Source organism: Leptospiraceae bacterium, assembly GCA_024233835.1.
Taxonomy (GTDB): Bacteria; Spirochaetota; Leptospiria; order Leptospirales; family Leptospiraceae; genus JACKPC01.
Map to the genome: position 1 here is coordinate 148495 of JACKPC010000006.1, position 24007 is coordinate 172501.

Below are 24007 nucleotides of genomic sequence, written 5' to 3' on the forward strand. Positions count from 1 at the left end.
AAACAGGGCTATATTTGTTCAATCAGGTATGGCCTTGTATACTCTCTTATAATTTCCAGAACAAATCTTCCCCAGCTTTTAGGATCATCCTGAGAAATGGAAACCTGCTTAATTTTGGGAAAATAGCCCTGGGGCTTCTGAATACTGTGATTTACCTCAAGAACCCTGAGATAACTATCTATCCTCTTCACTCTTACAAAATTAATTAATTCATTTTGAATTCTTTCCCTGGGAATATACCCTATAATAATTAATTTGGGAAACAGGGCTTTTTTTAAATGCTGTATGAAATCGGTAAAACTATCTACCCTATCAATGAATCCCTCATAGGCTCCTCCACCCAGATTCATAATCTGGGTAACAATATCCATGGTAAGAGAAACTCCTTCCATCGAAGCCATGTCTGATATGATTACGATACCTTCATCCGGTTGAAAAGTTTTAAAAATAGTATCACCTTTAAAGTTTCTTCTGAGAAGTTTAGCGGCCGAGATATCGATTTCAGCTGCTTTCGGAATAACCATTTTTCCGGAGCTATCACGTATAGATTCCCTGGTGATAAGATAACGTTTTTTAGCAGCATTCTGGTTCATAATCCGAAAAGCCTTTACTTTTTCTTCTATTTCATCCAGGGTGCAAAAGCCGATTCGGAGTATGTTTTCGCGGTTTTTCCTGTTGAATTCTGATTCTTCCATTTGCTCTCTACTTTCGAGAATTAATTCTAAGTATTGAATAGTAAAGCGTAAATCATTTCAAGAATAATTCATAAAAATAATTAAATTATTTACTAAAAACAAAATCTTTTTTTCTCTTTTCAAAAATTGAAGAATTCGAGTCTCTGGAATTATGGATAATAAACCGGCTCCAAGACGCTTCAATAGTGAAATAATCATAAACGAAACCGGCAAATGGATCTTTCGTAATAATGAAATAAAGCAGGATAAAGTCCTGAATTTTTTTAAACAGAACATGCAGGAGGATGAAGAAGGCATTTATATCCTGAACCGGTATGGAAACTTCACAGAAATTGGCTATCTAACCTGTAAACATTATCCTTTTTATATACATAACTATGCAAATACCTCTCAGGGTTTGTATTTTGAAGCGGACAATGGTACTCAGTTTTCTTTGGATGAGCTGAACTTATTCCTGGATGAAAAAGGGGAATTATTTTGTCAGAAGAAAAAGGAAAAGTTTTTAAAGTATAGATTCGATAGAAACACCTCTACGTTTTTGTCCGGATTTTTAGAAGAAAAGGGAGAGGAAATTGAGTTAAAATATAAAGAAAATGTTTATCCTATACAAAATTTTCCATTTACGTTTGATGTAAAAGTTCCACAGGCCTATTCACAGAATCTGAAAGAAAATAGTCTCCCCGGGCTTTCAGGAGAAAACTCTTCAGATAGAAAGTAATTCTTCTCTTAACAATAGAGCGTCCCTGAAATCCGGTTCGAGAGTTAGGGCCCTGTGAATATACTGTAAAGAGCGTTCCGGTCGGTTCCAGATTTTATACAAAATAGCGAGGTTGTATAAAGAGACGTGCCTTGCATCATTTTTCAAAGAAAGAACAGCTCGCTTCAACCAGTATACAGCTTCCTTTTCTTTGCCTTCCCGAAGGCATACTACTCCCAATTCATTACAGGCGTTTCCATCATCCGGATTTTTTTCGATGCACTTTATTAGAAAATGATAGGCAGATTCATAATCCTTCTTCTGAACTTGAATCATACCCAGAAATAAAAAAGTTTCTGCCTCCTCTTCTATTTCGAGATTCTTCAGGAATAAAAACTCTGCTTGATCCAGTTTTCCCTGCAAAAATAAAGCTTTAGCTGATTTTAAAGAATTCAAAACTCACTCTCGCCTTACTCTATTTTTCGGATAAAAGATATTATATCTTAATAGAAGTGAAAAACAGAGCTAAGTTTCAGAATGAAAAATATAAGATCTAAAAAAGCTCATAATACAAATAAATTTACTTTACATTTTTCATTCCAAGTTTTCTAATATGCAAAGAGTAATCAGGAAATAGGCTAAAAGGTAAGGTATTATGGAGTTAAAACTCAAAGTTCTGGAGGAAATACAGATTATCGAGGTTCATGGTAAATTTGACATAGAATGCGTTGAAGACTTCGAAAACTTATTTCAGTCCCAGCTTTCAAATAAAAAGAGTCCTTCTCTGGCAATTGACATGAATCATCTTGATTATATAGATTCTTCCGGAATAGGTTCTCTAATCAAATCTCTCAACGCTACCAAAAATGCGAAAGGTAATCTGATTCTTTTTGGTTTAAAACCAATGATTCATAACGTCTTTAAATTAGCCAAGCTGGATTTGTTTTTCCAGATCATGAGCAATAAAGATTTTCAAGCGAAATATCATAGTGATGATGATTCCGACATTGATGAACTTTTAAATAAGAATTAAATTTAGGGTTTCATAAGCTTCTCTACATAACGGGCAAGAATGTCCGTTTCGAGATTTACTGTATAATCTTCCATCCAATTTTTTGCATTTGTCTTTTCTATAGTTTCCGGAATTAACACAAGTTCAAATTTGCTTTTCTCGCAGGATACAATTGTTAAAGAAATTCCATCCACTGCAATACTGCCTCTTTCAATGAAATACCGGGCCAGCTCCTCCGAACATTCTATAATAAAACAATAAACCTTTCCCCCATCCCGAATTTCTTTTCTAATGACTTTACCAATCCCATCCACATGTCCCTGAACAATGTGACCTCCGAGACGCTGAGACGCTTTCACTGCTCGTTCTGTATTCACAAGATTATCAACACCCAGTTTTCCAAGGTTCGTCAGTTCCAGAGTCTTATAAGACGCATAAAAAGAGTATAGCTTTTCCTCCTGAATTTTTGTTACAGTCAGGCAAACTCCATTGATAGCAATGGAATCTCCGGGTTTGGAATCCATTTCCGGGAAGTTAATTTCCACAGTAAGAACTTTTCCTTCTCCCGTATCTTCAATCGTTCTTATTTTTCCGGTTGTTTCAATTATTCCTGTAAACATACTGACCTCATATTGTATAGTATATCCTCGAACGTCCCGAGCGTCATGAGAATTTTCCGCAGCTTCATATCTTGGCGGAAATTTTTCATACGCTCTTTTATGCGAAGAATTGCACTGTATTTCATTCTATATATGGACCTAAAAATCTTTCACCATTAAAATGGATGAGATGAGAAGGTGCATCTGCAACCCAAACCTCAGTTTCCCATGCTATTTCAGTAAGATAACGCCCCATTATGGATCGGTTAGGAAAAGCTGTTACATATACAAGTCCAGCTTTTGACTTTGAAAACAATTGAGTTAATTCTACATGCCGTTTACCATCAACCGGTCCATGACTGGTAACAGATTCAATTAAGAGCAGCCAGTTTCTTTTTTTGCAGTATAAAACTACATCTGGCATTTTTCCGTGAGAGTCAACGATTACGCCAAGTTTAGTTAATAATGACTTATTGAAATATCCCCACTTATCTCCTGTATCTCCCGCATATATTAAAATACCTCCAGGAACAAAGCGGGGAGCAAATTCCTCAATAATACTTCGAATTAATTCACTATGTTTTCCTGGACTAAGAGTAATTCTTTTTCCCTGAGCAATTTTAATAGCTATTTTACTTTGCTCACGCTCCTTTGCATATCGTTCAGCTAATGTTTCTTGCTTTGAAAGGTAAATTTTAAGGTTTGTTTTCCACTTTTTTGTTCTAAAAGATTTTAATAATACTAATACATTATCTTCAATCTGGTAAACTGCTTTAGGACTGTTTACTGGACGGCTCTGATTGTCAGGATTATAAAGAGCAATACCTGCATCGACAAATTGATGCATGCTTTGGCGACGGAATGTTTCCCGTGTATTCGGGGCATATTCTTTTTTATAATGCTCTTTCACCCAATCCATGATAGGAGTAATACCTATTAATGGATTTTCAGATTGATTCCACTTCTTGCCGGGGGTTAAATTCAATAAAGCTAATAAGCAAAGTGCAGATCGTTCATTCTGTTGTGCACGAGGCATTCCCAATAATTTTAGTATCTCTAAAGCATCGTCAATATATACTTGAGGACTATTGTGTTTCATTATAGGATACTTCCTATTTTTCTGTCGATAATTTCTTGAGATATGTTTATTTGGGAAATAGCCCATTCCCCAAGTTTTACAAGAACATGTTTACTTGGATATGTAATTAATTTTAAGTCTGTTGCATTCACCTGAGTGTGACCACTAAATTGACGAAAATAATTATCAACTAAACTTGAATTGAGGTAAACAGCTAAGCCCCTTGCCATATTTTCAGTTAATGGCTTTTTATTATTATGAAAAACATTCAAGTGGTTCTCCAGACCAATTTTATCTGAATTTCCGAGTTTGTTTGGATCAACAATATTTGCAACTATTCGGCGTTTCTCTTCTTTTGTTGAGAAGCGTCTTACTACAGTATAAAAACCATTTGGGTATAGCCATTTTTTTGTTTCAGAATTATTAATAATAGCATTTGGTTTTTTTCCATCTTCAATAGGCCAAATAAAGATATTATTTTTGAAATGGCAGGGATACAAAAGAGGAACAGTTCCTTCTCTGGGCATTTGTATTAAATTATCTTTTATTCTATAATCTACTACTGGGCCAGTAGAAATATTTACTCCAATATCTGAAAGGGAATTATTAAATACATCTGGTAAGTTTGAAATATCTTTTTTTGAAGTTGGAATGTGAATGAAACGTTCCTTATCATATTTTTTTACTATATTTTGAAATGGATATGTAGAATTATTAATATCATTGAAAGAGTCATCTGTTGATATTGAAACCTCAACATCACTTTGAATTCCATTTTTTTGTAAAGCTAAGATAATATTTTCCTGTAAAACATTATCATCCTTAAAGGCTTTGCTTCTTGACTTAAATAAATGAATTTTCTTAATTGCGGTGTTATTTAAAATAAACTCTCTAAAAGGGCGATAATATGGACCATTGCAAAAACTTCTAGGTATTATTGCAACTAAGTAACCTTTGTCTTCTAAAAGAAGAATAGACAATGCAATGAAAGCTGAATACATATTTACAGTTTCGATTCCCAGCAATCTCAATAGCTTTCTATGACGAGATGAACTTGATATTTTTTTATATGGAGGATTAATTATACAATGGGTAAATGTTTTCACTCCTTCACTCCATAAACTTTCCTTGGATAGTAACATTGCCGATGCATTATTTATAAAATCTTCTTCAATGTTGCTCCAAGATAAAGAACAATTATTTAAGATAGCCTCTTCTTGATATTCTGAGAGATTTTTCTTTAAATATTTTATCATTATTGGATCAATTTCATAAGTTGTAAGGTCTATTTTCAAATTACCTTTCAACTTTATAAATTTATTAATAAAAGAAATACTTAAACTTCCAATACCTGCTCCAGGATCCAATAACCTTATTTTATTATTTTCTATGGAAGGAAATAATGATGCCATAAAGGATGCAATATTCGTGGAAGTCATAAATTGCCCTAATTCAATCCTTTGATTTTCATCGAGCTCATTATTGACTCGTGTTCGTAATTTATCAGTTTTCAAAAGGGCGTTCATAAGATTATTATAATTTTTTCTTTTAATCTAAGTTAGTCAACAAGATATCTATCTGCTTTTATGTTCTATTTATAAAATAAAAAATTTGCATACTCCTATTCCATCAATAAAGTTTGTGTAATTTTTAGCATAACTCTTCGTAAGCGAACTACCGATAGTTCAACCTGCTTACCTAAAAAAAAATGAAGACTCATATTGTATAGATACTCCAGGTATCCTGCTTTAAAGTAATTGTATTTTTTCGAACTAATCCATGAAAAGGAATCACAGGTTTTAAACCCTGCTCAATTTCTTTTGCCTGAGATTGAATCTGAATAAACTCTCCTCTACCTTTGCAGGAAGCAAATAAACTGTAAAGAAAATTTCCACCCTCTAATAAAACTGTATTCCATTTCAATTTTATTCCAAGCTCATAGATAGTATTTTCTAACGTATCTTTTGAATATTCCCATAAGTCAAAGTTACTGAGAATTTGCATCCTTTCTTTTTGAGTCCGGGATATATTAGAATCTTTTGGCAATATAAATATAGCTTTTTTTGAAGAATATAGAAAGTTTATATTTTCCTGCTTATTTAGAAGGGGTTCTATACATCTACTATCTTTCGGCAAAAAAAAGACCCGATACGGCTGGTAATTTTCTTCTTCTCTTCTTTCTCGAGAATCCTTATTTTTCAAACAGGCCAGTAATTCCCGGTAAAATATGTTTTGTTGCAGGTGACCCGTCGGTGGCTCGTGCTCTTCTCGAAAAAAACGCGGACTTACATCATCTATCTCATAAAAATCTGGTTTTCTATAATTAAGTCCCGGAATATCACAGGATACCGTTCCCGGCCCAACAAGCACCGCATCGACTTTGGAACGCAATAAAGAACTGAGAGCAAAAGATTCAGGTGAAGAAATAGCTTCCTGCTTTTTGGGAAGAGAAACATAATATCCTTCTTTTGATACGGCAGCTTTAAAAAAACAATAGGGCTTTCCGGTTTCAATTCGAGAAAGAAAACCTTTGAGAAATGCAAGGGCTATTTGACGAATTTCATAAAGGCTTTCTGTATAAATTCCTTTCAGACTACATTCTTGCAAACCATCCCTCTTTCGAACTTCAGGATTAGGATCACTTACGCCGTAGTATAAGGCAAGAGCTTCATTTTCTAAAACCAAATCAAGGCAGGGAGGAGTTCTTCCGGTATGAGAACAGGGTTCAAGAGTAACAAAAACTATGTGTCTGTTTTTCCAATCCCCCTTTAAGGATTTATAAGCCACTCTCTCCGCGTGATCTTTACCATCCTGCTGAGTATTCCCATAGGAAAGAATTTTGCCATCCGGGTCGGTTAGAACACAGGCTACGGGAGGATTGGGAGAAGAATACCCCATAGCCTCGAAAGAAAGAGAAGAGAGAAGATTTAATACTTTTTGGTATCGTTGCTCCCCTATTCTCTCAAGATACATCTGCTTAAGTGCTGGCTTTCACTACCGGAGTTGCATTTTTACGTTTCTCCTGATAGTTTGAATAAATTTCAACTACCGGGGCTGCTATAAAAATAGAAGAATAGGTTCCGATAAATATACCAAAAATAATTACATAAGCAAAATCTAATAATTCACTGGCCTGACCGATAACCAGAGCTAAAACAGAAACTAAAGTTGCCATAGAAGTATTGATGGTTCTCGATAAAGTCTGGTTAATAGATATATTAATCAGGTGTGAAAAGGAATATTTGATTTTCTCTGAAGTATTCTCTCTTATCCTATCGAAAATTACAATGGTATCGTTAATGGAATAACCCATGATGGTTAAAAGAGCTGCAATGATCGGCACACTGGGTTTAATCTGGAAAGCACCAATAAAAGCCAGAGAAAGAATCAAATCATGAATCACTGCCAGAGAGGCACCTAAAGCAAATTTAAATTGGAAGCGAAAGCTCAAATAAAGAGTCATGATTACCACAGTCCAGACTAAAAGAGATATACCGGTTGAAGTTAACTCTCCCCCAACAATAGCCCCTACCTGGTCAGCGCTTAATATTTGCTCTTCTTCTAATTGAAAACCATGCTTAAGCATTATGATAAACTCATCTACATCAGCTCTGGGTTTCACAGGCTTTGGCTCCTCTTTTACTTCTATAGGCTTTTCTTGTTGAGGAGTTTTTGTTTTATCAACAGGAACCTTATCCTTATTCGCCGGCTCTTCTTTTTTCTCCGGTACTATAGCTTGAGAAACATTTTCCTTGTTATAATTACGAATCTTCTGAAGCGCGTCCAGACCTATATCAATTTGATAATTTATCCTGGATTTAGCCAAATCTTCGTTTAGTTGTATAACAAGAGCCTCGATACCCTGTTTCTTAAAAAAAACTTCTACTGATTCTTTTTTCGTTGAAGAAGGAAAATTTATAGTTGTTCTCAAACCCCCATCGAAATCAAGAGAGTGGGCAAAACCACCAAAAACAATAAATGTAACCAATAAAAAGACCAGGGCTAAAACCCCGGAAAAAATTAAAGATGCATATTTATATTTAGAAAAATCAAACATTCTTTACCTCCGAGTTTTTAAAACCAATTGATAGCTTTTTAATTCCCAGTTTATTTACAAGGGCTTCCATCATAATCCTACTGAAAAGGAGAGAGGTAAACATAGAAGTAATAATCCCCCAACATAATGTAATGGCAAAACCTTTAATTGGACCATTTCCCAGGCGTATCATCAAAATACCTGCAATCAAAGTAGTTATGTTTGCATCAAAAATTGTCCAGAATGCGTTTTGGAACCCGAGAGTCACAGCAGAAGAAAGGCTCTTGCCATCCAATATTTCTTCTTTAATCCTCTCATAGATAATCACGTTAGCATCCACCGCCATACCAACAGTTAAAATCACACCGGCAAAACCCGGAAGAGTCATGGTAAAGTCCATGAGAGTTAAAAGAGCCATCAGAATAATCAAGTTAGCTAATAGTGCGATATCAGCAACAATTCCTGCCAGCTTATAATAAAGAAACATATACAACATTACTAAGATAAAACCGATAGCCACCGATTTAATACCCACAACGATAGATTCAATCCCGAGTGTAGGTCCAATAAAGCGAATTTCTAATACAGTTAATTCTATGGGTAATGCCCCTTCACTAATCACGTTTGAAAGTCTTGTTGCCTCTTCCTGGTTAAAACTCCCGGTAATTTCAGCATGTCCTCCGGCAATCGGATCATTAATGGAAGGATCAGAAACAACTTTGTTTCCCCAGACAATCGCAAGATTCCTTCCCCTATTATTGGAAGTGAGTTTAAAAAATTTATCTGCACCCTCCGGTGTTAAACTAAAAGATACGGAGTAGGCATAAGAATTGGAATTATAATAGGGTCTTGCCTCGGTAAGATCATTACCGCTCAATGCAATCGCTCTTTCTAAAACTATAAATCTTCTCGGAAGCAATTCAGAATCCTTACGACTCCCCCTTGCCCAATAAGTAAAGAGACGATATTTATCTTTTGGGATCTGGTATTTATCTTCCATCCTTTCCAAATAATTCTGTAAAGCTTCTTTACCCACACGGTTTTTAACTAGCTTCTGAAATTGAACAATTTCAGTCTCTTCCCGCTTTCCGGCGTCCAAAAGTTTTGACTCTTCCTGATGAATCTTCGATACGAAACTGGTAGAAGAATTTGGTTTTGGTTCTTCAAGTCTGTATTCAACAGTTTCAGTACTTTGTAATATTTCCAGAATCTGTTTTGAGTTGGCAACTCCGGGTAAAGATACTTCCACCGCTTCCTGTTCTTTTTGAATACGCACCTGAGGTTCAGTCAGGTTCTGGTTTGTAAGACGGTTTTCTATGATAAGTTTCGCTTTTTCCAGCTCGTTAATTTTCCTTTCTGGAGATAAAACAAAACCTTCCTCAATAAGTTCCAATCTGTCTTTGGCTTTATTTTTTTCTTCTTTCGAAGCCTTGGGATCATTGATTGTTTTTTTCAAAGTTTCTATTTCTTTAGAATATATATCTTTTAACTTCGAAACATAACCATCGAAATTTCCTTTCAGGACAACCCGCATTCCTCCCTGAAGGTCCAGTCCCAACTTTACTGAAAGTGATTTCCCATCCTTGAGTAAATTCTCTACAGCAAGGGGTTTGAGAATATTTTTAGATTCTAAAAAAAGCTTAATATTTTCTTGAGAAATTTTATTAATAAATGCAGTTGTAAGGAAGCGACCAACTACAGTAAATTTCCCGGTTTCCGGTATTGTATCTCCGATAGCCGGGGTTATCTTTAATACCTTTCCTGAGTTGTAATCAGTATCCCATCTTTTTTTGAAGCGATCCAGTAAACTTTTCTGCTCTTCTGCCGGTGTATTTTTAAAATCCGGATGAATAACCAGTTCCAACTCTCTTTCCGCAAAATTCGGGTAGAGAACGAGTAGCGATGCCAATAACACCACAACTGGCAAGAATATCCAAAATGGCGATTTCAAATCGACGCTCCTTTTTGTTTAGTGATTAGTTTTTATATCTCCGGATAGTTCCAGGAGAATTTCCTTTATTTTTAGCAAACTTCCACCGGTAAACGGCAAAAAGTAAAATAATTCCAAATACGAGAAAATATTTTTTATAGGAAAGAATAGTATCCCAGGTAGAAACAGAATCCCGATTCTTTGGCTCTTTCGTGGTAGGTTCTTCTTTTTTTTCTATTTTATCAGGATTCGTGGTTTCCTTTCCGGGAGTACCTTCATCCGGTAAGTTTTGATAAACCTTACCATATCCCGGAATAAACTTCTCATTCATTTGAATATCTTCCCGAATCCAACCATTATTTTCCGATGCTTGAGATTCAGGCTCATCCACTACTTCTGTCGGTTCTTCAACCTCAATAGGCTTCTTCTTTTTCTTTTTACGAACTTCTCCTTCCTTACTCGACTTCTTCTTTTTTTTAGCCGATGGTTTTTTTTCCATCACCTTATCCAAGAAATCGAGATCCTCAGAACGAAGTTCAAAATTAGAAAATGAGAAAAAAACAAGAATCGTAATAAGAGGGAGGAACTTCCAGAAGTTCATAGAGTTTTATTGCTTCTTTTTTACAATTGAACTGGTGCTAAAAACTACGTTTGTATCTTTTGCGATATTCAGGACGATACTTTCATTATTATCGCGAAATTCTACGACTTTCCCGTGAATTCCACTCATAGTCACAACCTGATCCCCTTTTGCCAGACTATCAATCATTTCCTTCTTCTTCTTTTCTTCTTTTCGATTGGGAAGAATTACAAGGAAATACATAAATACCATCATGATAGGGATGATAACAAGGGATGAAAAAATCGATCCTCCCTGCCCTTTCTGTGCCTGCTCGGCCAGTAATATAGCGAATTGGAAAGCTAAATACATATTAATATCCTTTTTATAAGCTTCTTTTTTTCAATCATTTATTTATAATAGATTGAAAGTATTGCATGGGCTTACCGGAAAGTAAATGTCCGAGAGCTACCTTATAACCTTCCTTAATGGAATTTACCTTATCCAGGAGATAAAGGGATACACCGGCATTTAAGGCTACCTTGTGGCTGGCAGTATGCTCTTCTCCCCTTAAAATCATACGAGCTAATTCAATCGATTGTTCTTTTGTATTACAAACTACATCATCCGGATTTGTATACTTTTGTCCCAATTCCTGGGGTTCAAAGTAATTATGAATTTTCTGCCCATTTTTAAATAAAATATATTCGGTGGGAGCAAAGAGAGAAAACTCATCATATCCATCCTCCGAGTGACAAACGATTCCACCCTTTAAGCCTATTTTTTCCAGCACATACGCCACATTTGACAGAACATCTCTGGAAAAAACACCTACAACCTGATAACTGGGTCGAAATGGATTAGATAAGGGGCCCAGAAGATTAAAAATGGTTCTAAAGCCAAGTGTTTTTCTTACATTCACTGCATGTTTCATGGCTGGATGCCAATTGGGTGCAAATAAAAAGGTAAATCCATTTCTTTCGAGATTTTGTTCGATTACTTCCGGGACAGCATTAATATCAAATCCGAGAGCCTGCAATAGATCGCTGGAACCACAAAGAGAGGATACCGAACGATTTCCATGCTTGGCAACCTTTATTCCCATAGAAGCTAATATAATTGCAGAGAGAGTAGACACATTCACCGAATTTTTACCGTCTCCACCGGTTCCACAGGTATCAATAAATTCAAAGGAGAATTTCCTGGCAGGCTTTTGGGCATATTCCAACATAGCCCGCACAGCCCCCAGAAGTTCATCTCGGGTTTCTTCCTTCATTCTCATAGAAGTCAACCAGGCTGAAAGAAAAATTTCCGAAACCTCTCCTTTCATAACCTCAGATAAAAGGTAATATGTTTCATTCTCAGATAAGGGTTCAGAATCAATTGTCTTAAATAATAATTCCTGTAGATTCATAATTAAACCTTCTTTGTATTTTTTAAAATAGCTCTCAAGGACTCTGAGCTTAATAATTCTCGATTTGAGTATAAATAACGAATCCCGGAAAGAACTGTGATTATCGTTGTTGCTAACATTACATAATAAGGTAAAAAAGTAGCAAGTCCTTCTAAATATTTTTGGTTTTGGGAAATAACAATTTCTCCCCTTGCAAAGCGAGTATAGTTTTCATTAGCTATTTGGAAACCACTTTTTCCTTGAATCCGACCTTCAGCAAAAATATTATTAATTTCCTTAGTTTTTCCGGTGCGAACAACCATAAAAAATAAAAGGATAAGTAAAATTGCCCCCATTTGAAAGGTTGTTTTTATCTTTCCCATACGAGTAGTACGAATTGATTTATTCTGCTTGATGCCGATATAACGAAGAGAAGTTATCAACATATCCCTTAAAATGATGAGTAAAACCATCCAGGTTTCAATCTGTTCATCCAGCAGGATAAATGTAACAAAAGCTCCGATTACCAGAATCTTATCAGCCAGCGGATCTAAAAACTTTCCAAATTCTGTTTCCTGTTTCCATTTCCTGGCAAGATAACCATCTATAAGATCTGTTATAGAAGCTAACAAAAAGATAGCAAAGGCCATTACCTTATAAAAGGTATTCTCTAAAAATAAAAAATAAATAAAGAATGGCACCAGGATAATCCTCATGACCGTTAAGAAATTTGGGAAATTTATTATATTTCTATCCATGTCAATTTATCCAGGTACCGGTCATATCATATTCAAGAAAAGAGTCTATACGTACCTTTCCGATATCACCAATTTTAATATCTCCACTAAATTCATCTATATGAACGATCTCATCAATTTCCGGTGCATCTTGAAAACGTCTTACTATAAGTGAATCATTTTCTTTTTCTTCTACGATACAGGGATATTCTTTCCCCATTCGAGATAAATGTATATCCTTTAGCACCTGATGATACACTTCTCTTACAAGGTTAATTCTTCTGGCCGCTTCCTTTTTTGAAACCGTAGATTTCAATTTAAAAGCTTTCGTATCTTCTTGAGGAGAAAAAGCAAAGAGGGCCAGTTTTTCCGGCTTTATTTCTTCAACAAAACGCAGTAATAAATCCACATCTTTTGCTGTTTCTCCGGGATAACCGAGAATAAAAGAAGTTCGAACTTCCATGCCTGGAACTTCTCTTGCTTTTGTAAATAGCTCTTTAAAGAAAGAATAAGAACCGGTACGATTCATGTTCTTTAAAACGCTCTCAGAAACATGCTGTACAGGAGATTCAAAATAGGGAGCAATTTTAGGATTCTCTTTAAAAACATCCAGCAAGCGATAGGTTTTTTTATCCGGATATAAATATAATAAGCGCAGAATTTCCAAACCTTCTATCCCGGATATAGTATGAAGTAAGCTTATTAACTTATCAGTATCTTTTCCGTAAAAAACAGAATCCTGGGAGACTAAACAAATCTCCTTTGATCCATTTTCACAGGCAAGTTTCACTTGTTTTAAAATTTCCTCTTCTTTTTCATCACGGTATTCTCCCCTCAAGTTCGGAATTATACAGAAATGACAGGCCCGGTTACAACCATCTGAAAGCTTTATATAAGAATAAGGTTTCCCTTTTATTTCATACAAAATTTCTCTTCTTAATAAATCAGAGTTTGGTTCCAGGATAAACTCTTCCGGAAATTTTTCTTTTATTAATTCAAATGCTTTATCATATTTTCCGGTACCGAAAAAAAAGTCTACTTCAGGTATATCTTTTTCTATAGCTCCCGGATATCTTTCAGCAAAACAACCCACAACAATTAATTTCTGTCCATTTTGCTTTGTTATTTTAGCAGCATCTAAGATAGTTTCAATAGTTTCTTCTGTAGCTGTTTGTATAAAAGTACAGGTATTAATAATATGGAACTTGCTTTCGTCAGGAGAATCTGCTTTTAAAAGCCCTCCTGTTAATAAAGAAGTTCCCATACTCCTTGAATCAGCCACATTTTTAGGACAACCGAGTGTTGTAATATAAAAGGACTTTTCTTTTGTTTTTAAATTTGAAGACAAATTCAACCACCGGACTCTTTAATCTGGTATTTTGTACTATCATATAAATCCGGAACTTTATAATAAACCTTTTTAACAGTCTGTCCCGGCCTCCCCAGGGCACCTTTATTCTGTCCATTCTGTTCTAATTCGACCGCACTTCCATCGATTACTTTTATTTCAATTCGATCTTTTGCTTCTAACTTCTTAACAGTTCCCTTTTTTATTCTTCCCTGTTCAGTTTTTTGTCCATCAATAACAAATTCAGCAAAACTGGTTTTTACAAATTTTAAAGTAAGTTGAATAGGTACATCACCGGAAGAAATATTGGAATCCGTATTTGCATTCTCCTCCTGTCCCAAAGAGAACAACAATTTTGCAGAACGAAATGTAACAACCTGTGCTTTCACAAACACTTTTTTGGGTAATGAAGCCAGCTTGGGTTCTTCATAACTTAAAATACTGGTTGCATTTTCTCTTACTTCAAATGTGTGAATATATTTATCAGGAAATATGTTAAAACCCATTACAGCCACATCTCCATCAGCTGATTCTTTTACTTCTTTAATAAAGATACGACATTCCTTATTTCCCACACTAAAGCGGACCCCTTTCTCCTGGGTAACAATAAAGGGAGCATATTTTCCTTCCGGAACTGCAAGTTCAGAAAAACTTATGCTCTTTGGTATTAGGGCTTCACTTTCAACCGGTTTTTCTTTTTTTTCTACAGGTTCTGTCTTGGATTCTATACTTCCATTATTACTATCATCTAAAAACACACCAAATATGATAATTACAAAAAGGATAAAAAAGATAATAAACATAATTGTTATTACCTTTATTCGATCTCCTTTTACTGAATTGACTATAGGCTTGGTAGGTTTTGTTAATTCTTCCAGTGGGGCATGAGCTTCTTCCATTTTTTCCCCACGATACATATTCATTATAAAAGCAGTATCTAATTTTAGATAATCAGAATACGTTTTTAAAAACCCCATAGCAAAGGTTTCAGCGGGAAACTGAGAATAGTCCTCATTCTCCAGAGCGAGTATAAACTTTATAGCAATATTTGTATCTTTAGAAACATCCCTTACCGTTAAACGCCTTTCTTCCCTTGCTTCCCTAAGTATCTGTCCAACTCTTTTTGTACTCACTACCTACTCCATCACTCCAAATTATTGATTATCACTCACCAGGGGGTTATTCACAATCTTTGAATTACCGCTGATATGGTATTTAAAAAGTCCGTCTTCTAATTCTTGATTTAAAGCTATATTAGAAAATTCCAAAGTAGTTGTTTTACCCCTTGAATCACTGGCTATAGCCTTCTTAATTAAATATGTTTTTGCATCTACAAAAAGGAGTATGTTTTCAAAACCTCCGATCTTTTCTCTTTGCTCTAAATCTAAAACAAAGTAAAGATTTCCATCCTCTCCCTTCCTGGGCTGTTTTGTAGAATCAAATTTATAGTGATATTTTCGAAATAAGCGATAAAGCCCCTCTTTAGAATTTGCACTAAAAATTAATTTACCGGCTTTATTCTTCTTTTGAATCGTTAAATCCTGTTTCCCTACGGCATTTTTACTTTTAATATATATCCATAAGGTTTTTCCATCAGATACAATTAAATCACCCGCAGGTTTTTGAAATTCATAACGAACTTTTCCGGAGGACTTATAATAACAGGTACCATTTACACTTTTAACAGATTTCTTCCGAATATTGGTTGCAGTTTCGATAGAAAATTTGGCTGTATAAGAGGAAATACCTTTAAATTTCTCTTTTATTTCTTTCACAACCTCTGCCGGAGAGTTCCAATTGTGCTCCTGCGCTCCTAAGCTCCCCGAAAGCAGGATGAAAACCATAAAAGATATTCTTATCATTTGCTTTTTCAGGTTAATAAACATGTAGAAAACCTAGCCTTTCGTTTTTACTACATTTTACAGCCTAGAAAAAGTGTTAAGTTTTTTCTTTATCAGTTTCTATTTTTTATTGGTATTTATAGGGACGAACGAAGAATTTCCCTCGGTTTGGATCCGATCTGAGGCCCAACATACCCTTTTTCTTCCATCATCTCCATTAAACGAGCCGCCTTGTTATAGCCTATTCTCATTCTCCTTTGCAGGTAACTGGCACTGGCTTTATTTTCTGTTCGAACGATTTCCCAGGCTTCCTCAAATAAAGACTGGTCTTCATCAGAAAAAACCTCTGCAATGGGATCATCCTCAAGGTTTATCGAAACGTATTCAGGTGCTCCAAACTTCTGAGATTCATTCACAATTTTTTCAATTTCCTCTTCAGTGATATAGGGAGCCTGGATTCTCTGCAATTCTGAAGAAGTAGGAGACTTATATAAGAAATCACCTTTTCCCAATAGAGCATCCGCTCCATTATAATCGAGGATAATTTTTGAGTCTGTCTTCTGAGCTACATGAAAAGCAATCCTTGCAGGACAGTTCGCCTTAATGAGACCGGTTATCACATCCACCGAAGGTCTCTGAGTAGCCATAACCAGGTGAATTCCCACCGCTCTGGATTTCTGACTGATCCTGGTAATGTAATCTTCCAACTCCTTACCGGATACCATCATAAGATCCGAAAGCTCGTCGATACAAATTACAATATATGGCATTTTTCGATGACGAATACCTGAACGAGTGTACATCCGATTTTCAACTTTATAGTTATAGCTCTTTAAATCGCGACATTTTAGATCAGAAACACAATTATACCTTGCTTCCATTTCCTGAACCGCCCAGGCCAAAGCTTTACTGGCTTTACGAGGATCAGTTATCACCGGCATCAAAAGATGGGGAATATCTTCGTACAGAGCCAGCTCCACCATTTTAGGATCTATCATGATAAAACGCAATTCCTCCGGAGACTTGGAAAAAATAAGAGATGAAATCATGGAGTTCATCGCAACCGATTTTCCCGAACCGGTAGTTCCGGCGATTAAAAGGTGTGGCAAACGATTCAATTCAATCGAAACATTATTACCGGAAATTCCCTTACCCAGAATAATTTTCAGATCACTAGAATCCTGTAGAAGCTGTGTTTCCTTGATAATGTCTCCCAAAAAAACATCGTCTCTTTTCTTATTCGGAACCTCAATTCCTATTGTCGATTTACCCGGAATCGGAGCTACAATCCGAATACTCTTAACAGCGAGGTAAAGTTTCAACTCATCTGCCAGGGATGTTATACGCGATAATTTCACTCCCTGCGGAATTGTTATTTCATAACGTGTAATAATCGGACCTTTTTGAAAATCAACTACACGGGTCTCGTAGCCATATTCCCGAATAATTTGTTCAATTTTACGAGCCGTATTTAACTCATCTTCCTGTTTATCGATTCCCTTCTTTTTCTTTTCCGGATTGGATTTAAAGATTTTCTGAGAGATAAAATAATCCTTTTTTAAATTAAAATCAGGAACTAAAGAAGGAGAATCATTGATAAATTCTTTTTCTTTTTTTACTTCCGGTTTAGACTTTTCCGAATCGGCTTCTAATTTCAATCCTTCTTCGGTTTCTCCCGTATTCCCGTTCTCTGCTTCCTTCGCAGGAAAAACAAAAGTACTGGCAATAGTAGAGGTCTTATTTCCGTCTTCTGAATCTACACCGGTTTCAGGTTTATAGGCAGTATTTAATTTCTGAACCAGCTCTCCACGAGTTTCCTGAAAATATACCTGTTTTTCAGAATCAGAAGTTATATAATCTTCTTCCTCCAATTCATAAGCAGAATCATCATTTTTACTTTTTAATTCAAAGGTTTCATATACTGTACTTACCCTGTATTCCGGATTAGTTTCGGTATACACTTCTGAGTAACCTGATTCATAAACCGGCCTTCCTGCACTTTGCTCCTTAGGTTGAACCTTTCGAACTTCCACCCAGGGAACGTTGTGTGAGCTATGAACTGTTGCCCTTTTTATCCTATCTAAAAAGGAAGGATTTTCTTCCCTATCATCAGGAGAAACATGATTGTACCGAGTTTCCATTTCTTCCGTAAAGGGATCCAGGGTTCCTCCTTCCTTTCTCGTACTGAAGGAAGATATTTTATTCTGAATCTTCATTCGAAATCCCCAGATCTTTTCAGGTGCCTTAGTCATAAACTCATGCACCATATTTCCGGGCACATGCTTCAAGATAACAAGATAGCCGTATAGGAAGAAACAGGTATTAAAAATAAAACGTCCGGGTGCTCCTATATTATTCCTCGAAAACTCAGAAATAAAGCTTCCGAAACGTCCTCCACCATCACGAATATCAATAAGATTATCCTCAAAAATATTAAAATAAATGGAAGTACTGAGAATAACTAAAACAGAGGATATTAAAATCTGAACCAGATCAAAGCTTCGCTTTTGAAAGAAAAGTGTGCCATAAATTATAATAAGAAGTCCTATTTGATAGGCTCCTCTTCCGAGAATATAAAAAAGTCCGTAAGCATAATAATGACCTAATTTCCCGAATAGGTTTTTTATCTCCGGCCCATCATGAAAGGATATAAGGGAGAAAAAAGTAAATACACCAAGAATTAAAAGGATATAAGGGATGTAAGGCTTTTCTTCCGCATCCAATTCAAAATAACTGGGTCTACGCTTCAGATATCTTGGACTATTCGCCTTACTTGTCTTTTTCTTTGCAGCCATTAGTATCTATTATCGAAAGAACCTCTAAATCGTACAAGCATTTTTCGTATTGTATTAGTGAGTTCCTGTAGAACCAAATCCCAGCTTCCCACGCTCCGTATCAGCTAAAACATCAACCTCTTCCCAGGAAATCCCGAAGCATTCTCGAACCAGTAACTGAGCGATGCGCATTCCGTGACTTACAAAAAATTCCTCGGAACCGAGATTCAGTAAAGGGATGAACACTTCACCCCTATAATCAGAATCTATAGTACCGGGAGAATTCGGAAGTAAAATTGCATTTCTTGTAGAAAAACCCGATCGCGGACGAATCTGGGCTTCATAATTTATCGGAATTTCCAAAGCTATGCCTGTGGGAACTAAAACAACCTTGCCATACGGTAGGGCAATTTCCCGTTCCGGACAGCAGGCAGATACATCATACGCTGCCGCTTCTCGGGTTTTCCTTTCAGGTAACGAAGCTTGCTGATGGAGCTTTTTTATCTTAATCGGAATTACTTTCATCAAATACTCGTATCAATACGATTAATTGTGGATTTGCTCAAATCTCCAATTCCTGAAAAATGTAATCTTTCTATAGAAAATATTTTTTCAATAGTTTCCTGTAAATCATCAATTTTCACTTTCTTTATAGCATCTGTCCGTTCTTTTAAGCTAAAATATCGGTTATAGTAAATTTCCTGTAGTGCGATATTCGTCATTCTCTGGTCCGGGGCTTCAAAACCGATGGACATAGCTCCAATCTGGTTGCTCTTCGCATCTTCCAGTTCACTTTTTGAAAAGCCTTCTGCCTTAACAAGACGCAACTCATTCATAATTGATTCTAAACAGTATTCAAACTTTTCTTTAGAAGTTCCGCAGGAAACACTGACAATACCGGTCCTTGAATAACTGGAAGGAAAGCAATTGATACTATAACACAAGCCTTTCTCTTCTCGAATTTTTTGGAATAGGCGGGAAGACATGCCCCCTCCCATAATAGTAGCAAAGAGAATCAGATGAATGATACTGGAAAGATTTCTGGCAAATCCGTCTGCTCCGAGTAAGAAGTTTACCTGTTCGAGTTTTCGACGAGTAAAATTTGTAGAAAAAGACTTATCGACTCCTACGGGAAGATTTTTCTTTTTACTACGCACCTGTCTCATTTCGGTAAAATATTTCTCTGCCAGATTTATAATTTCTTTCTCACTATGAGAAGAAGAAATTGAAAGAATCATTCTATCCGTAGTATAATGTTTTTTATAAAATGCTTTTAAGCTTTTTTCAGTTACAGAAGAAATAGATTCTCTTGTTCCGAGTATATCCCTTCCCAGAGAATCTCCGGAGAAAATATTACGAAAATAAAAATCATAAACAAAATCATCAGGTGAATCTTCATAACCTCTCATTTCCTCTATAATCACCGCTGATTCATTTTGAATATCAGCCTCACGTAAAAGAGGTTGAAAGACCATGTCAGAAAGGATATCCAGACCGAGTTCAAGTCTATCTTTAATTAAAGTTACATAGAAGTAAGTATATTCTCGCGACGTAACTGCATTAATGTATCCACCTACTCGCTCAATTTCTTCGGCCTGTTCTTTAGCTGTTCTTTTTTTTGTACCCTTAAACAGCATATGCTCAAGAAAATGGGTATAGCCAAGTTCATTATGTTCTTCAAGACTGGAACCCAATTTTATCCAGACACCAATAGAAGCACTGGCTGTATAGGGAGCTTTTTGGAAAAGAATGGTTAAACCATTGGGAAGTGTATGTTTTAAAACTGTATCTTTCATATTGGAGAGAAAACGGGCCTGTTTTATATCCTTTAAATTTTTCTGCTTTTTCAGAAATTAAATTTAAGCATATTTAGGGCACTAAAAGTTTCAAGTAAAACCTTAAGTAATCTAAACAGATAAATCCTCATTTTTTCGAATAGCAAGCGAACCATCGATGGTTCGCTTACAATTCCGAGTTTTGAAGGGTATCCAAACAGGTGTTTATTCTGTATTCAATGCATCCTTTCTGGATAAATCAATTTTTCCGCTTCTATCAAGGTTTAATACCTTAACGCGAATTACATCTCCTTCCTTAACCACATCCCGAACCTTGGCTACGCGCTTGGTGTCCAGTTTAGAAATATGACAGAGTCCTTCTTTACCGGGAAGTATCTCAACAAAAGCTCCAAAATCAGCAATTCGTTTCACCACCCCTTCATAAATCTTGCCGGGCTCAACCTCTGCAAAGATTCCATCAATTAATTGAGAAGCAAGGTTTGCAGAATCTTGATTTGGACTGGCAATGGTAATTCTCCCATCATCATCGATATTAATCTCAGATTTACTTTTCTCAATGATTGCTCGAATGTTCTTACCACCGGGACCTATCAACTCACCGATTCTGTCCTTGGGAATGGTTTTAAAAGAAATCCGGGGAGCCAGTTCCGAAATAGAATCAGCTACTTTTGAAATATAACGTTCCATTTCAGAAAGAATGTGCATCCTGCCTTTTTCAGCTTTACTAAAAGCATCAAGCATAATCTCAAAGCTGATACCTTTTACCTTTAAGTCCATCTGGAATGCAGTGATTCCCTTACGTGTACCCGCCACCTTAAAGTCCATATCACCAAAATGGTCTTCAATACCGGCGATATCAGAAAGAATAGCGTATTGGTTATTCGCACCCGTAATAAGTCCCATCGCGATACCGGCTACCGGTGCTTTAATAGGAACACCACCGGACATAAGAGCCAGAGTTCCACTACAGACAGTTGCCATAGAGCTGGAACCATTAGATTCTAAAATCTCAGAAACGATGCGAATTACATAAGGAAATTCATTAAAATCCGGAAGAATATTTTTCAAGGATCTTTCAGCCAGATGACCGTGACCGATTTCCCTTCTTCCCGGACCGGAAGAACGTCTTACTTCTCCAACCGAATAGGGCGGAAAATTATAGTGCAGCATGAACTGCTTTTCTTTTTGCCCTTCCAGGTTTTCATATTTCTGCATATCCCCTACGGTTCCCAGAGTTACTACACCCAGAGATTGGGTCTGTCCCCTGGTAAAAACAGCTGAACCATGAGCACTGGGAAGCACATCCAATTCGCAGGTAATCTGACGGATTTCATCCAATTTACGACCATCTGCACGGAGACCTTCAGTAAATATTAAATCCCTTACAACTTCTGCTTCAATTTCATGAAGATAATTTTTAACATCTTTTAATTCCTCTTCACTTACATTTTGAGATTTAAAGTAATCCAGAGTTTCCTGGTTAATATCTTTAATATCTTTATTTCTTGTGAGTTTATCAGAATTTCGATTTGCCTTTGAAATTCTGTCAAAAGCAAAGACACGAATTTTCTCTTTTAATTCCGGATTAATAATCTTTAGATTAACAGTTCGCTTATTTTCTTCTGCAGCTACCTGAGTAATTATTTCCCTTTGCATTCCAACAATTTGTTTGATGTATTCATGGGCTTCTTTTAAGGCTTCGAGAAGTTCAGCATTACTTAATTCCTTAGCTTCGCCTTCAATCATCACAATGGATTCTGCTGTTCCTGCCACCACCATATCCAGGTCAGATTTCAGCATTTCCTCGTTTGTTGGATTTATTTTGATTACTCCATCAATTCTTCCAACTCTTGCTCCACCAATAGGAGAAGAAAAAGGAATATTGGATACTGCAAGTGCACAACTTGCAGCATTCAGAGCATGTCCCTGAACAGAGACCTGTTTGTCTGCGGAAAGGACGGTGACAATTAACTGTACCTCAGAAAAATATCCTTCCGGAAAAAGAGGACGAATCGGTCGGTCGATAATCCTTGAAAGTAGAATTTCTTGCTCACTTGGTTTGGATTCTCTTTTTATATAACCGCCCGGAAACTTTCCAACCGAATACATTTTTTCTACGTATTCGCAGGTGAGAGGAAAGAAGTCCTGGCCTTCTCTGGGTTCTTCAGCTGCACAAACCGTGGCAAGCAGGACCAGGTTTCCTATTCGGTAAACAACAGCACCATCCGCTTGCTTGGCCCAGTTGCCTGTTTCTATCTTAAGCTCTTCACCACCGATAGTGGCTTTATATGTATATGCCATTTCGTATCCTGGTTAGAATTATTTTCTAAGTCCTAATTTTTGAATCAGCTCTCTATATCTGGTAATGTCCTTCTTCTTGAGATAATCCAAAAGTTTCTTTCTCTGATTTACCAGACCAATCAAACCTCTTCTGGAATGAAAGTCCTTTCTATGAGTAGAAAAATGGTTATTCAGATCATCAATTCTGGCTGTTAGAAGAGATATTTGAACTTCAGGAGAACCAGTATCCTGATCATTTTGCTTATTAGCTTCGATTATCGCTTTTTTTTGTTCTGTTGTTATCATTCGTATTGACTACCTTTCATTCTATTATTATTCCTTAAGCTTAAAAACCCCTGAGATTTCAAGCAAAAACACGCAAATACCTGTATGCATAATTCAGTTTTTTTTCTTTCGTGCTACAAAGTGCACAAATCTTACCGGAATCAGATTCTAAAATAAATTCTCCACCCGGTAAATTTTCAAGGTTTAAAAACACCCCGTTTCTTACAAACTTTTCCTGATTTTTTCCGATTTGAAGAACAGGTATTTTCAAAAGCTCTTTTATTGAAAAAACTCTCAAAGAACCTTTTTCGGCATCTTCTAAAGAATTAGCATCCCTACTATCAATATCTCCGATTCTTTCCCGTTTCAAACCCGCCAGATGAGCCGGGATTCCCCATTCTTCAGAAAGATCCATGGCAATCTTTCGAATGTATGTACCAGCACTCACTTCCAGGCGAAAAGAACAGCTCAAATCTTCAAAGCCTAAAAACTCTGAGTTATATACTTGAATCGGTCTGGACTTTACCGTAAATTGAATCCCTTTACGAAAAAGTTCCGCCTGTCGTTTCCCTTTTACCTTTAATGCAGATACTTTCGGGGGAACCTGCTCTTTTCTTTCGACCAGATGTTCAATATCTTTTTGAATCCGAATTTCTAAATCTTGAAGTTTTTCACGAAGAGATTCTTCTTCCATTGAATTCAGAACCTCGCCATCCCGATCACCAGAATCTGTAAATTTACCAAAACTTAACTTTGCAAGATACTGCTTTTTTTCTGTTAAAAAAAATGAAGAAAAGGTTGTATAAGCTCCAAAGGGAAGAATTAATAATCCTTCTGCAAACTTATCAAGGGTTCCGGTATGTCCTAGCTTCTTCCTATCAGAAGCTCGCTTCACAATCCGAACCAGATCTGCTGAAGTCATCCCTTCGGGTTTATTTACAAGAAAA

At 36.3% G+C, this 24007-nt stretch carries 23 protein-coding genes; 2 read left to right on the forward strand and 21 right to left on the reverse strand.

All coding sequences use genetic code 11. The features are described 5' to 3' along the window. Positions 1 to 8: 8 nt before the first annotated feature. Positions 9 to 695 carry a hypothetical protein gene (locus tag H7A25_23135; protein MCP5502813.1) on the reverse strand — a complete coding sequence of 229 codons (687 nt, stop codon included), beginning with the start codon at positions 693 to 695 and terminating at the stop codon, positions 9 to 11. A gap of 151 nt (positions 696 to 846) precedes the next feature. On the opposite strand from H7A25_23135, the gene H7A25_23140 reads away from it, so the two are divergent. Continuing rightward, complete coding sequence (locus H7A25_23140; protein ID MCP5502814.1) at positions 847 to 1413, forward strand: hypothetical protein; 567 nt, start codon at positions 847 to 849, stop codon at positions 1411 to 1413. Here H7A25_23140 and H7A25_23145 read toward each other — a convergent pair. Then, positions 1399 to 1848: a hypothetical protein gene (locus tag H7A25_23145; protein MCP5502815.1), complete on the reverse strand. Its 450-nt coding sequence runs from the start codon at positions 1846 to 1848 to the stop codon at positions 1399 to 1401. The genes H7A25_23140 and H7A25_23145 overlap by 15 nt on opposite strands. 199 nt (positions 1849 to 2047) lie before the next feature. On the opposite strand from H7A25_23145, the gene H7A25_23150 reads away from it, so the two are divergent. After that, complete coding sequence (locus H7A25_23150) at positions 2048 to 2425, forward strand: STAS domain-containing protein (GenBank protein ID MCP5502816.1); 378 nt, start codon at positions 2048 to 2050, stop codon at positions 2423 to 2425. A gap of 2 nt (positions 2426 to 2427) precedes the next feature. On the opposite strand, the gene H7A25_23155 is transcribed toward H7A25_23150, so the two are convergent. The 19 genes from H7A25_23155 to truB all read right to left on the reverse strand — a co-directional run bounded on the left by H7A25_23155 (position 2428) and on the right by truB (position 23982). Beyond that, positions 2428 to 3024 carry a riboflavin synthase gene (locus tag H7A25_23155; GenBank protein ID MCP5502817.1) on the reverse strand — a complete coding sequence of 199 codons (597 nt, stop codon included), beginning with the start codon at positions 3022 to 3024 and terminating at the stop codon, positions 2428 to 2430. Between the two features lie 121 nt (positions 3025 to 3145). Continuing rightward, positions 3146 to 4102: a restriction endonuclease gene (locus H7A25_23160; protein ID MCP5502818.1), complete on the reverse strand. Its 957-nt coding sequence runs from the start codon at positions 4100 to 4102 to the stop codon at positions 3146 to 3148. Further along, on the reverse strand, positions 4102 to 5607 hold the full coding sequence (locus tag H7A25_23165; GenBank protein ID MCP5502819.1) for an Eco57I restriction-modification methylase domain-containing protein: 1506 nt from the start codon (positions 5605 to 5607) through the stop codon (positions 4102 to 4104). Before H7A25_23165 ends, H7A25_23160 begins: the two co-directional genes overlap by 1 nt. Positions 5608 to 5797: 190 nt before the next feature. After that, positions 5798 to 7054, reverse strand: a complete 1257-nt coding sequence (locus H7A25_23170; GenBank protein MCP5502820.1) for a bifunctional diaminohydroxyphosphoribosylaminopyrimidine deaminase/5-amino-6-(5-phosphoribosylamino)uracil reductase — start codon at positions 7052 to 7054, stop codon at positions 5798 to 5800. Positions 7055 to 7058: 4 nt separating this feature from the next. Continuing rightward, positions 7059 to 8138: a protein translocase subunit SecF gene (secF, locus tag H7A25_23175; protein MCP5502821.1), complete on the reverse strand. Its 1080-nt coding sequence runs from the start codon at positions 8136 to 8138 to the stop codon at positions 7059 to 7061. Continuing rightward, positions 8131 to 10068: a protein translocase subunit SecD gene (gene secD, locus H7A25_23180; GenBank protein MCP5502822.1), complete on the reverse strand. Its 1938-nt coding sequence runs from the start codon at positions 10066 to 10068 to the stop codon at positions 8131 to 8133. Before secD ends, secF begins: the two co-directional genes overlap by 8 nt. 25 nt (positions 10069 to 10093) lie before the next feature. Further along, a complete protein-coding gene (locus H7A25_23185) occupies positions 10094 to 10648 on the reverse strand; it encodes a hypothetical protein (protein ID MCP5502823.1) in 555 nt (184 codons plus the stop codon). A gap of 6 nt (positions 10649 to 10654) precedes the next feature. After that, positions 10655 to 10978, reverse strand: a complete 324-nt coding sequence (gene yajC, locus H7A25_23190; GenBank protein MCP5502824.1) for a preprotein translocase subunit YajC — start codon at positions 10976 to 10978, stop codon at positions 10655 to 10657. Positions 10979 to 11012: 34 nt separating this feature from the next. After that, on the reverse strand, positions 11013 to 12020 hold the full coding sequence (gene trpD, locus H7A25_23195) for an anthranilate phosphoribosyltransferase (protein ID MCP5502825.1): 1008 nt from the start codon (positions 12018 to 12020) through the stop codon (positions 11013 to 11015). 2 nt (positions 12021 to 12022) lie between these two features. Beyond that, entirely contained in the window at positions 12023 to 12757 is a 735-nt protein-coding gene (gene pgsA, locus H7A25_23200) for a CDP-diacylglycerol--glycerol-3-phosphate 3-phosphatidyltransferase (GenBank protein ID MCP5502826.1), read from the reverse strand. Position 12758: 1 nt separating this feature from the next. Continuing rightward, positions 12759 to 14084 carry a MiaB/RimO family radical SAM methylthiotransferase gene (locus tag H7A25_23205; protein MCP5502827.1) on the reverse strand — a complete coding sequence of 442 codons (1326 nt, stop codon included), beginning with the start codon at positions 14082 to 14084 and terminating at the stop codon, positions 12759 to 12761. Positions 14085 to 14086: 2 nt separating this feature from the next. Then, positions 14087 to 15217 carry a DUF4115 domain-containing protein gene (locus tag H7A25_23210; protein ID MCP5502828.1) on the reverse strand — a complete coding sequence of 377 codons (1131 nt, stop codon included), beginning with the start codon at positions 15215 to 15217 and terminating at the stop codon, positions 14087 to 14089. Between the two features lie 21 nt (positions 15218 to 15238). Then, the gene (locus tag H7A25_23215; GenBank protein ID MCP5502829.1) at positions 15239 to 15970 is read right to left on the reverse strand and encodes an outer membrane lipoprotein carrier protein LolA; all 732 of its coding nucleotides are present in this window, start codon (positions 15968 to 15970) and stop codon (positions 15239 to 15241) included. 92 nt (positions 15971 to 16062) lie between these two features. After that, positions 16063 to 18720, reverse strand: coding sequence for a DNA translocase FtsK (locus tag H7A25_23220; protein MCP5502830.1), 2658 nt, complete (start codon positions 18718 to 18720; stop codon positions 16063 to 16065). Positions 18721 to 18774: 54 nt separating this feature from the next. Continuing rightward, positions 18775 to 19215: a dUTP diphosphatase gene (gene dut / locus H7A25_23225; protein ID MCP5502831.1), complete on the reverse strand. Its 441-nt coding sequence runs from the start codon at positions 19213 to 19215 to the stop codon at positions 18775 to 18777. An 8-nt stretch (positions 19216 to 19223) separates the two neighbouring features. Further along, positions 19224 to 20495: an insulinase family protein gene (locus H7A25_23230; protein ID MCP5502832.1), complete on the reverse strand. Its 1272-nt coding sequence runs from the start codon at positions 20493 to 20495 to the stop codon at positions 19224 to 19226. Positions 20496 to 20699: 204 nt separating this feature from the next. After that, positions 20700 to 22796 carry a polyribonucleotide nucleotidyltransferase gene (pnp, locus tag H7A25_23235; protein MCP5502833.1) on the reverse strand — a complete coding sequence of 699 codons (2097 nt, stop codon included), beginning with the start codon at positions 22794 to 22796 and terminating at the stop codon, positions 20700 to 20702. 18 nt (positions 22797 to 22814) lie between these two features. Further along, complete coding sequence (gene rpsO, locus H7A25_23240) at positions 22815 to 23081, reverse strand: 30S ribosomal protein S15 (protein MCP5502834.1); 267 nt, start codon at positions 23079 to 23081, stop codon at positions 22815 to 22817. 58 nt (positions 23082 to 23139) lie between these two features. Next, on the reverse strand, positions 23140 to 23982 hold the full coding sequence (gene truB, locus H7A25_23245) for a tRNA pseudouridine(55) synthase TruB (GenBank protein ID MCP5502835.1): 843 nt from the start codon (positions 23980 to 23982) through the stop codon (positions 23140 to 23142). Positions 23983 to 24007 lie beyond the last annotated feature (25 nt).

What these genes read in the sequence shown, in the direction of transcription:
- trpD (MCP5502825.1), bottom strand. Translation starts at nt 12,020, where the DNA reads ATGAATCTACAGGAATTATTATTTAAGACAATTGATTCTGAACCCTTA.
- pgsA (MCP5502826.1), bottom strand. Translation starts at nt 12,757, where the DNA reads ATGGATAGAAATATAATAAATTTCCCAAATTTCTTAACGGTCATGAGG.
- H7A25_23140 (MCP5502814.1), top strand. Translation starts at nt 847, where the DNA reads ATGGATAATAAACCGGCTCCAAGACGCTTCAATAGTGAAATAATCATA.
- H7A25_23220 (MCP5502830.1), bottom strand. Translation starts at nt 18,720, where the DNA reads ATGGCTGCAAAGAAAAAGACAAGTAAGGCGAATAGTCCAAGATATCTG.
- H7A25_23215 (MCP5502829.1), bottom strand. Translation starts at nt 15,970, where the DNA reads ATGTTTATTAACCTGAAAAAGCAAATGATAAGAATATCTTTTATGGTT.
- H7A25_23165 (MCP5502819.1), bottom strand. Translation starts at nt 5,607, where the DNA reads ATGAACGCCCTTTTGAAAACTGATAAATTACGAACACGAGTCAATAAT.
- truB (MCP5502835.1), bottom strand. Translation starts at nt 23,982, where the DNA reads ATGACTTCAGCAGATCTGGTTCGGATTGTGAAGCGAGCTTCTGATAGG.
- pnp (MCP5502833.1), bottom strand. Translation starts at nt 22,796, where the DNA reads ATGGCATATACATATAAAGCCACTATCGGTGGTGAAGAGCTTAAGATA.
- H7A25_23155 (MCP5502817.1), bottom strand. Translation starts at nt 3,024, where the DNA reads ATGTTTACAGGAATAATTGAAACAACCGGAAAAATAAGAACGATTGAA.
- H7A25_23185 (MCP5502823.1), bottom strand. Translation starts at nt 10,648, where the DNA reads ATGAACTTCTGGAAGTTCCTCCCTCTTATTACGATTCTTGTTTTTTTC.
- H7A25_23135 (MCP5502813.1), bottom strand. Translation starts at nt 695, where the DNA reads ATGGAAGAATCAGAATTCAACAGGAAAAACCGCGAAAACATACTCCGA.
- H7A25_23170 (MCP5502820.1), bottom strand. Translation starts at nt 7,054, where the DNA reads ATGTATCTTGAGAGAATAGGGGAGCAACGATACCAAAAAGTATTAAAT.
- yajC (MCP5502824.1), bottom strand. Translation starts at nt 10,978, where the DNA reads ATGTATTTAGCTTTCCAATTCGCTATATTACTGGCCGAGCAGGCACAG.
- H7A25_23150 (MCP5502816.1), top strand. Translation starts at nt 2,048, where the DNA reads ATGGAGTTAAAACTCAAAGTTCTGGAGGAAATACAGATTATCGAGGTT.
- H7A25_23160 (MCP5502818.1), bottom strand. Translation starts at nt 4,102, where the DNA reads ATGAAACACAATAGTCCTCAAGTATATATTGACGATGCTTTAGAGATA.
- H7A25_23230 (MCP5502832.1), bottom strand. Translation starts at nt 20,495, where the DNA reads ATGAAAGATACAGTTTTAAAACATACACTTCCCAATGGTTTAACCATT.
- rpsO (MCP5502834.1), bottom strand. Translation starts at nt 23,081, where the DNA reads ATGATAACAACAGAACAAAAAAAAGCGATAATCGAAGCTAATAAGCAA.
- secF (MCP5502821.1), bottom strand. Translation starts at nt 8,138, where the DNA reads ATGTTTGATTTTTCTAAATATAAATATGCATCTTTAATTTTTTCCGGG.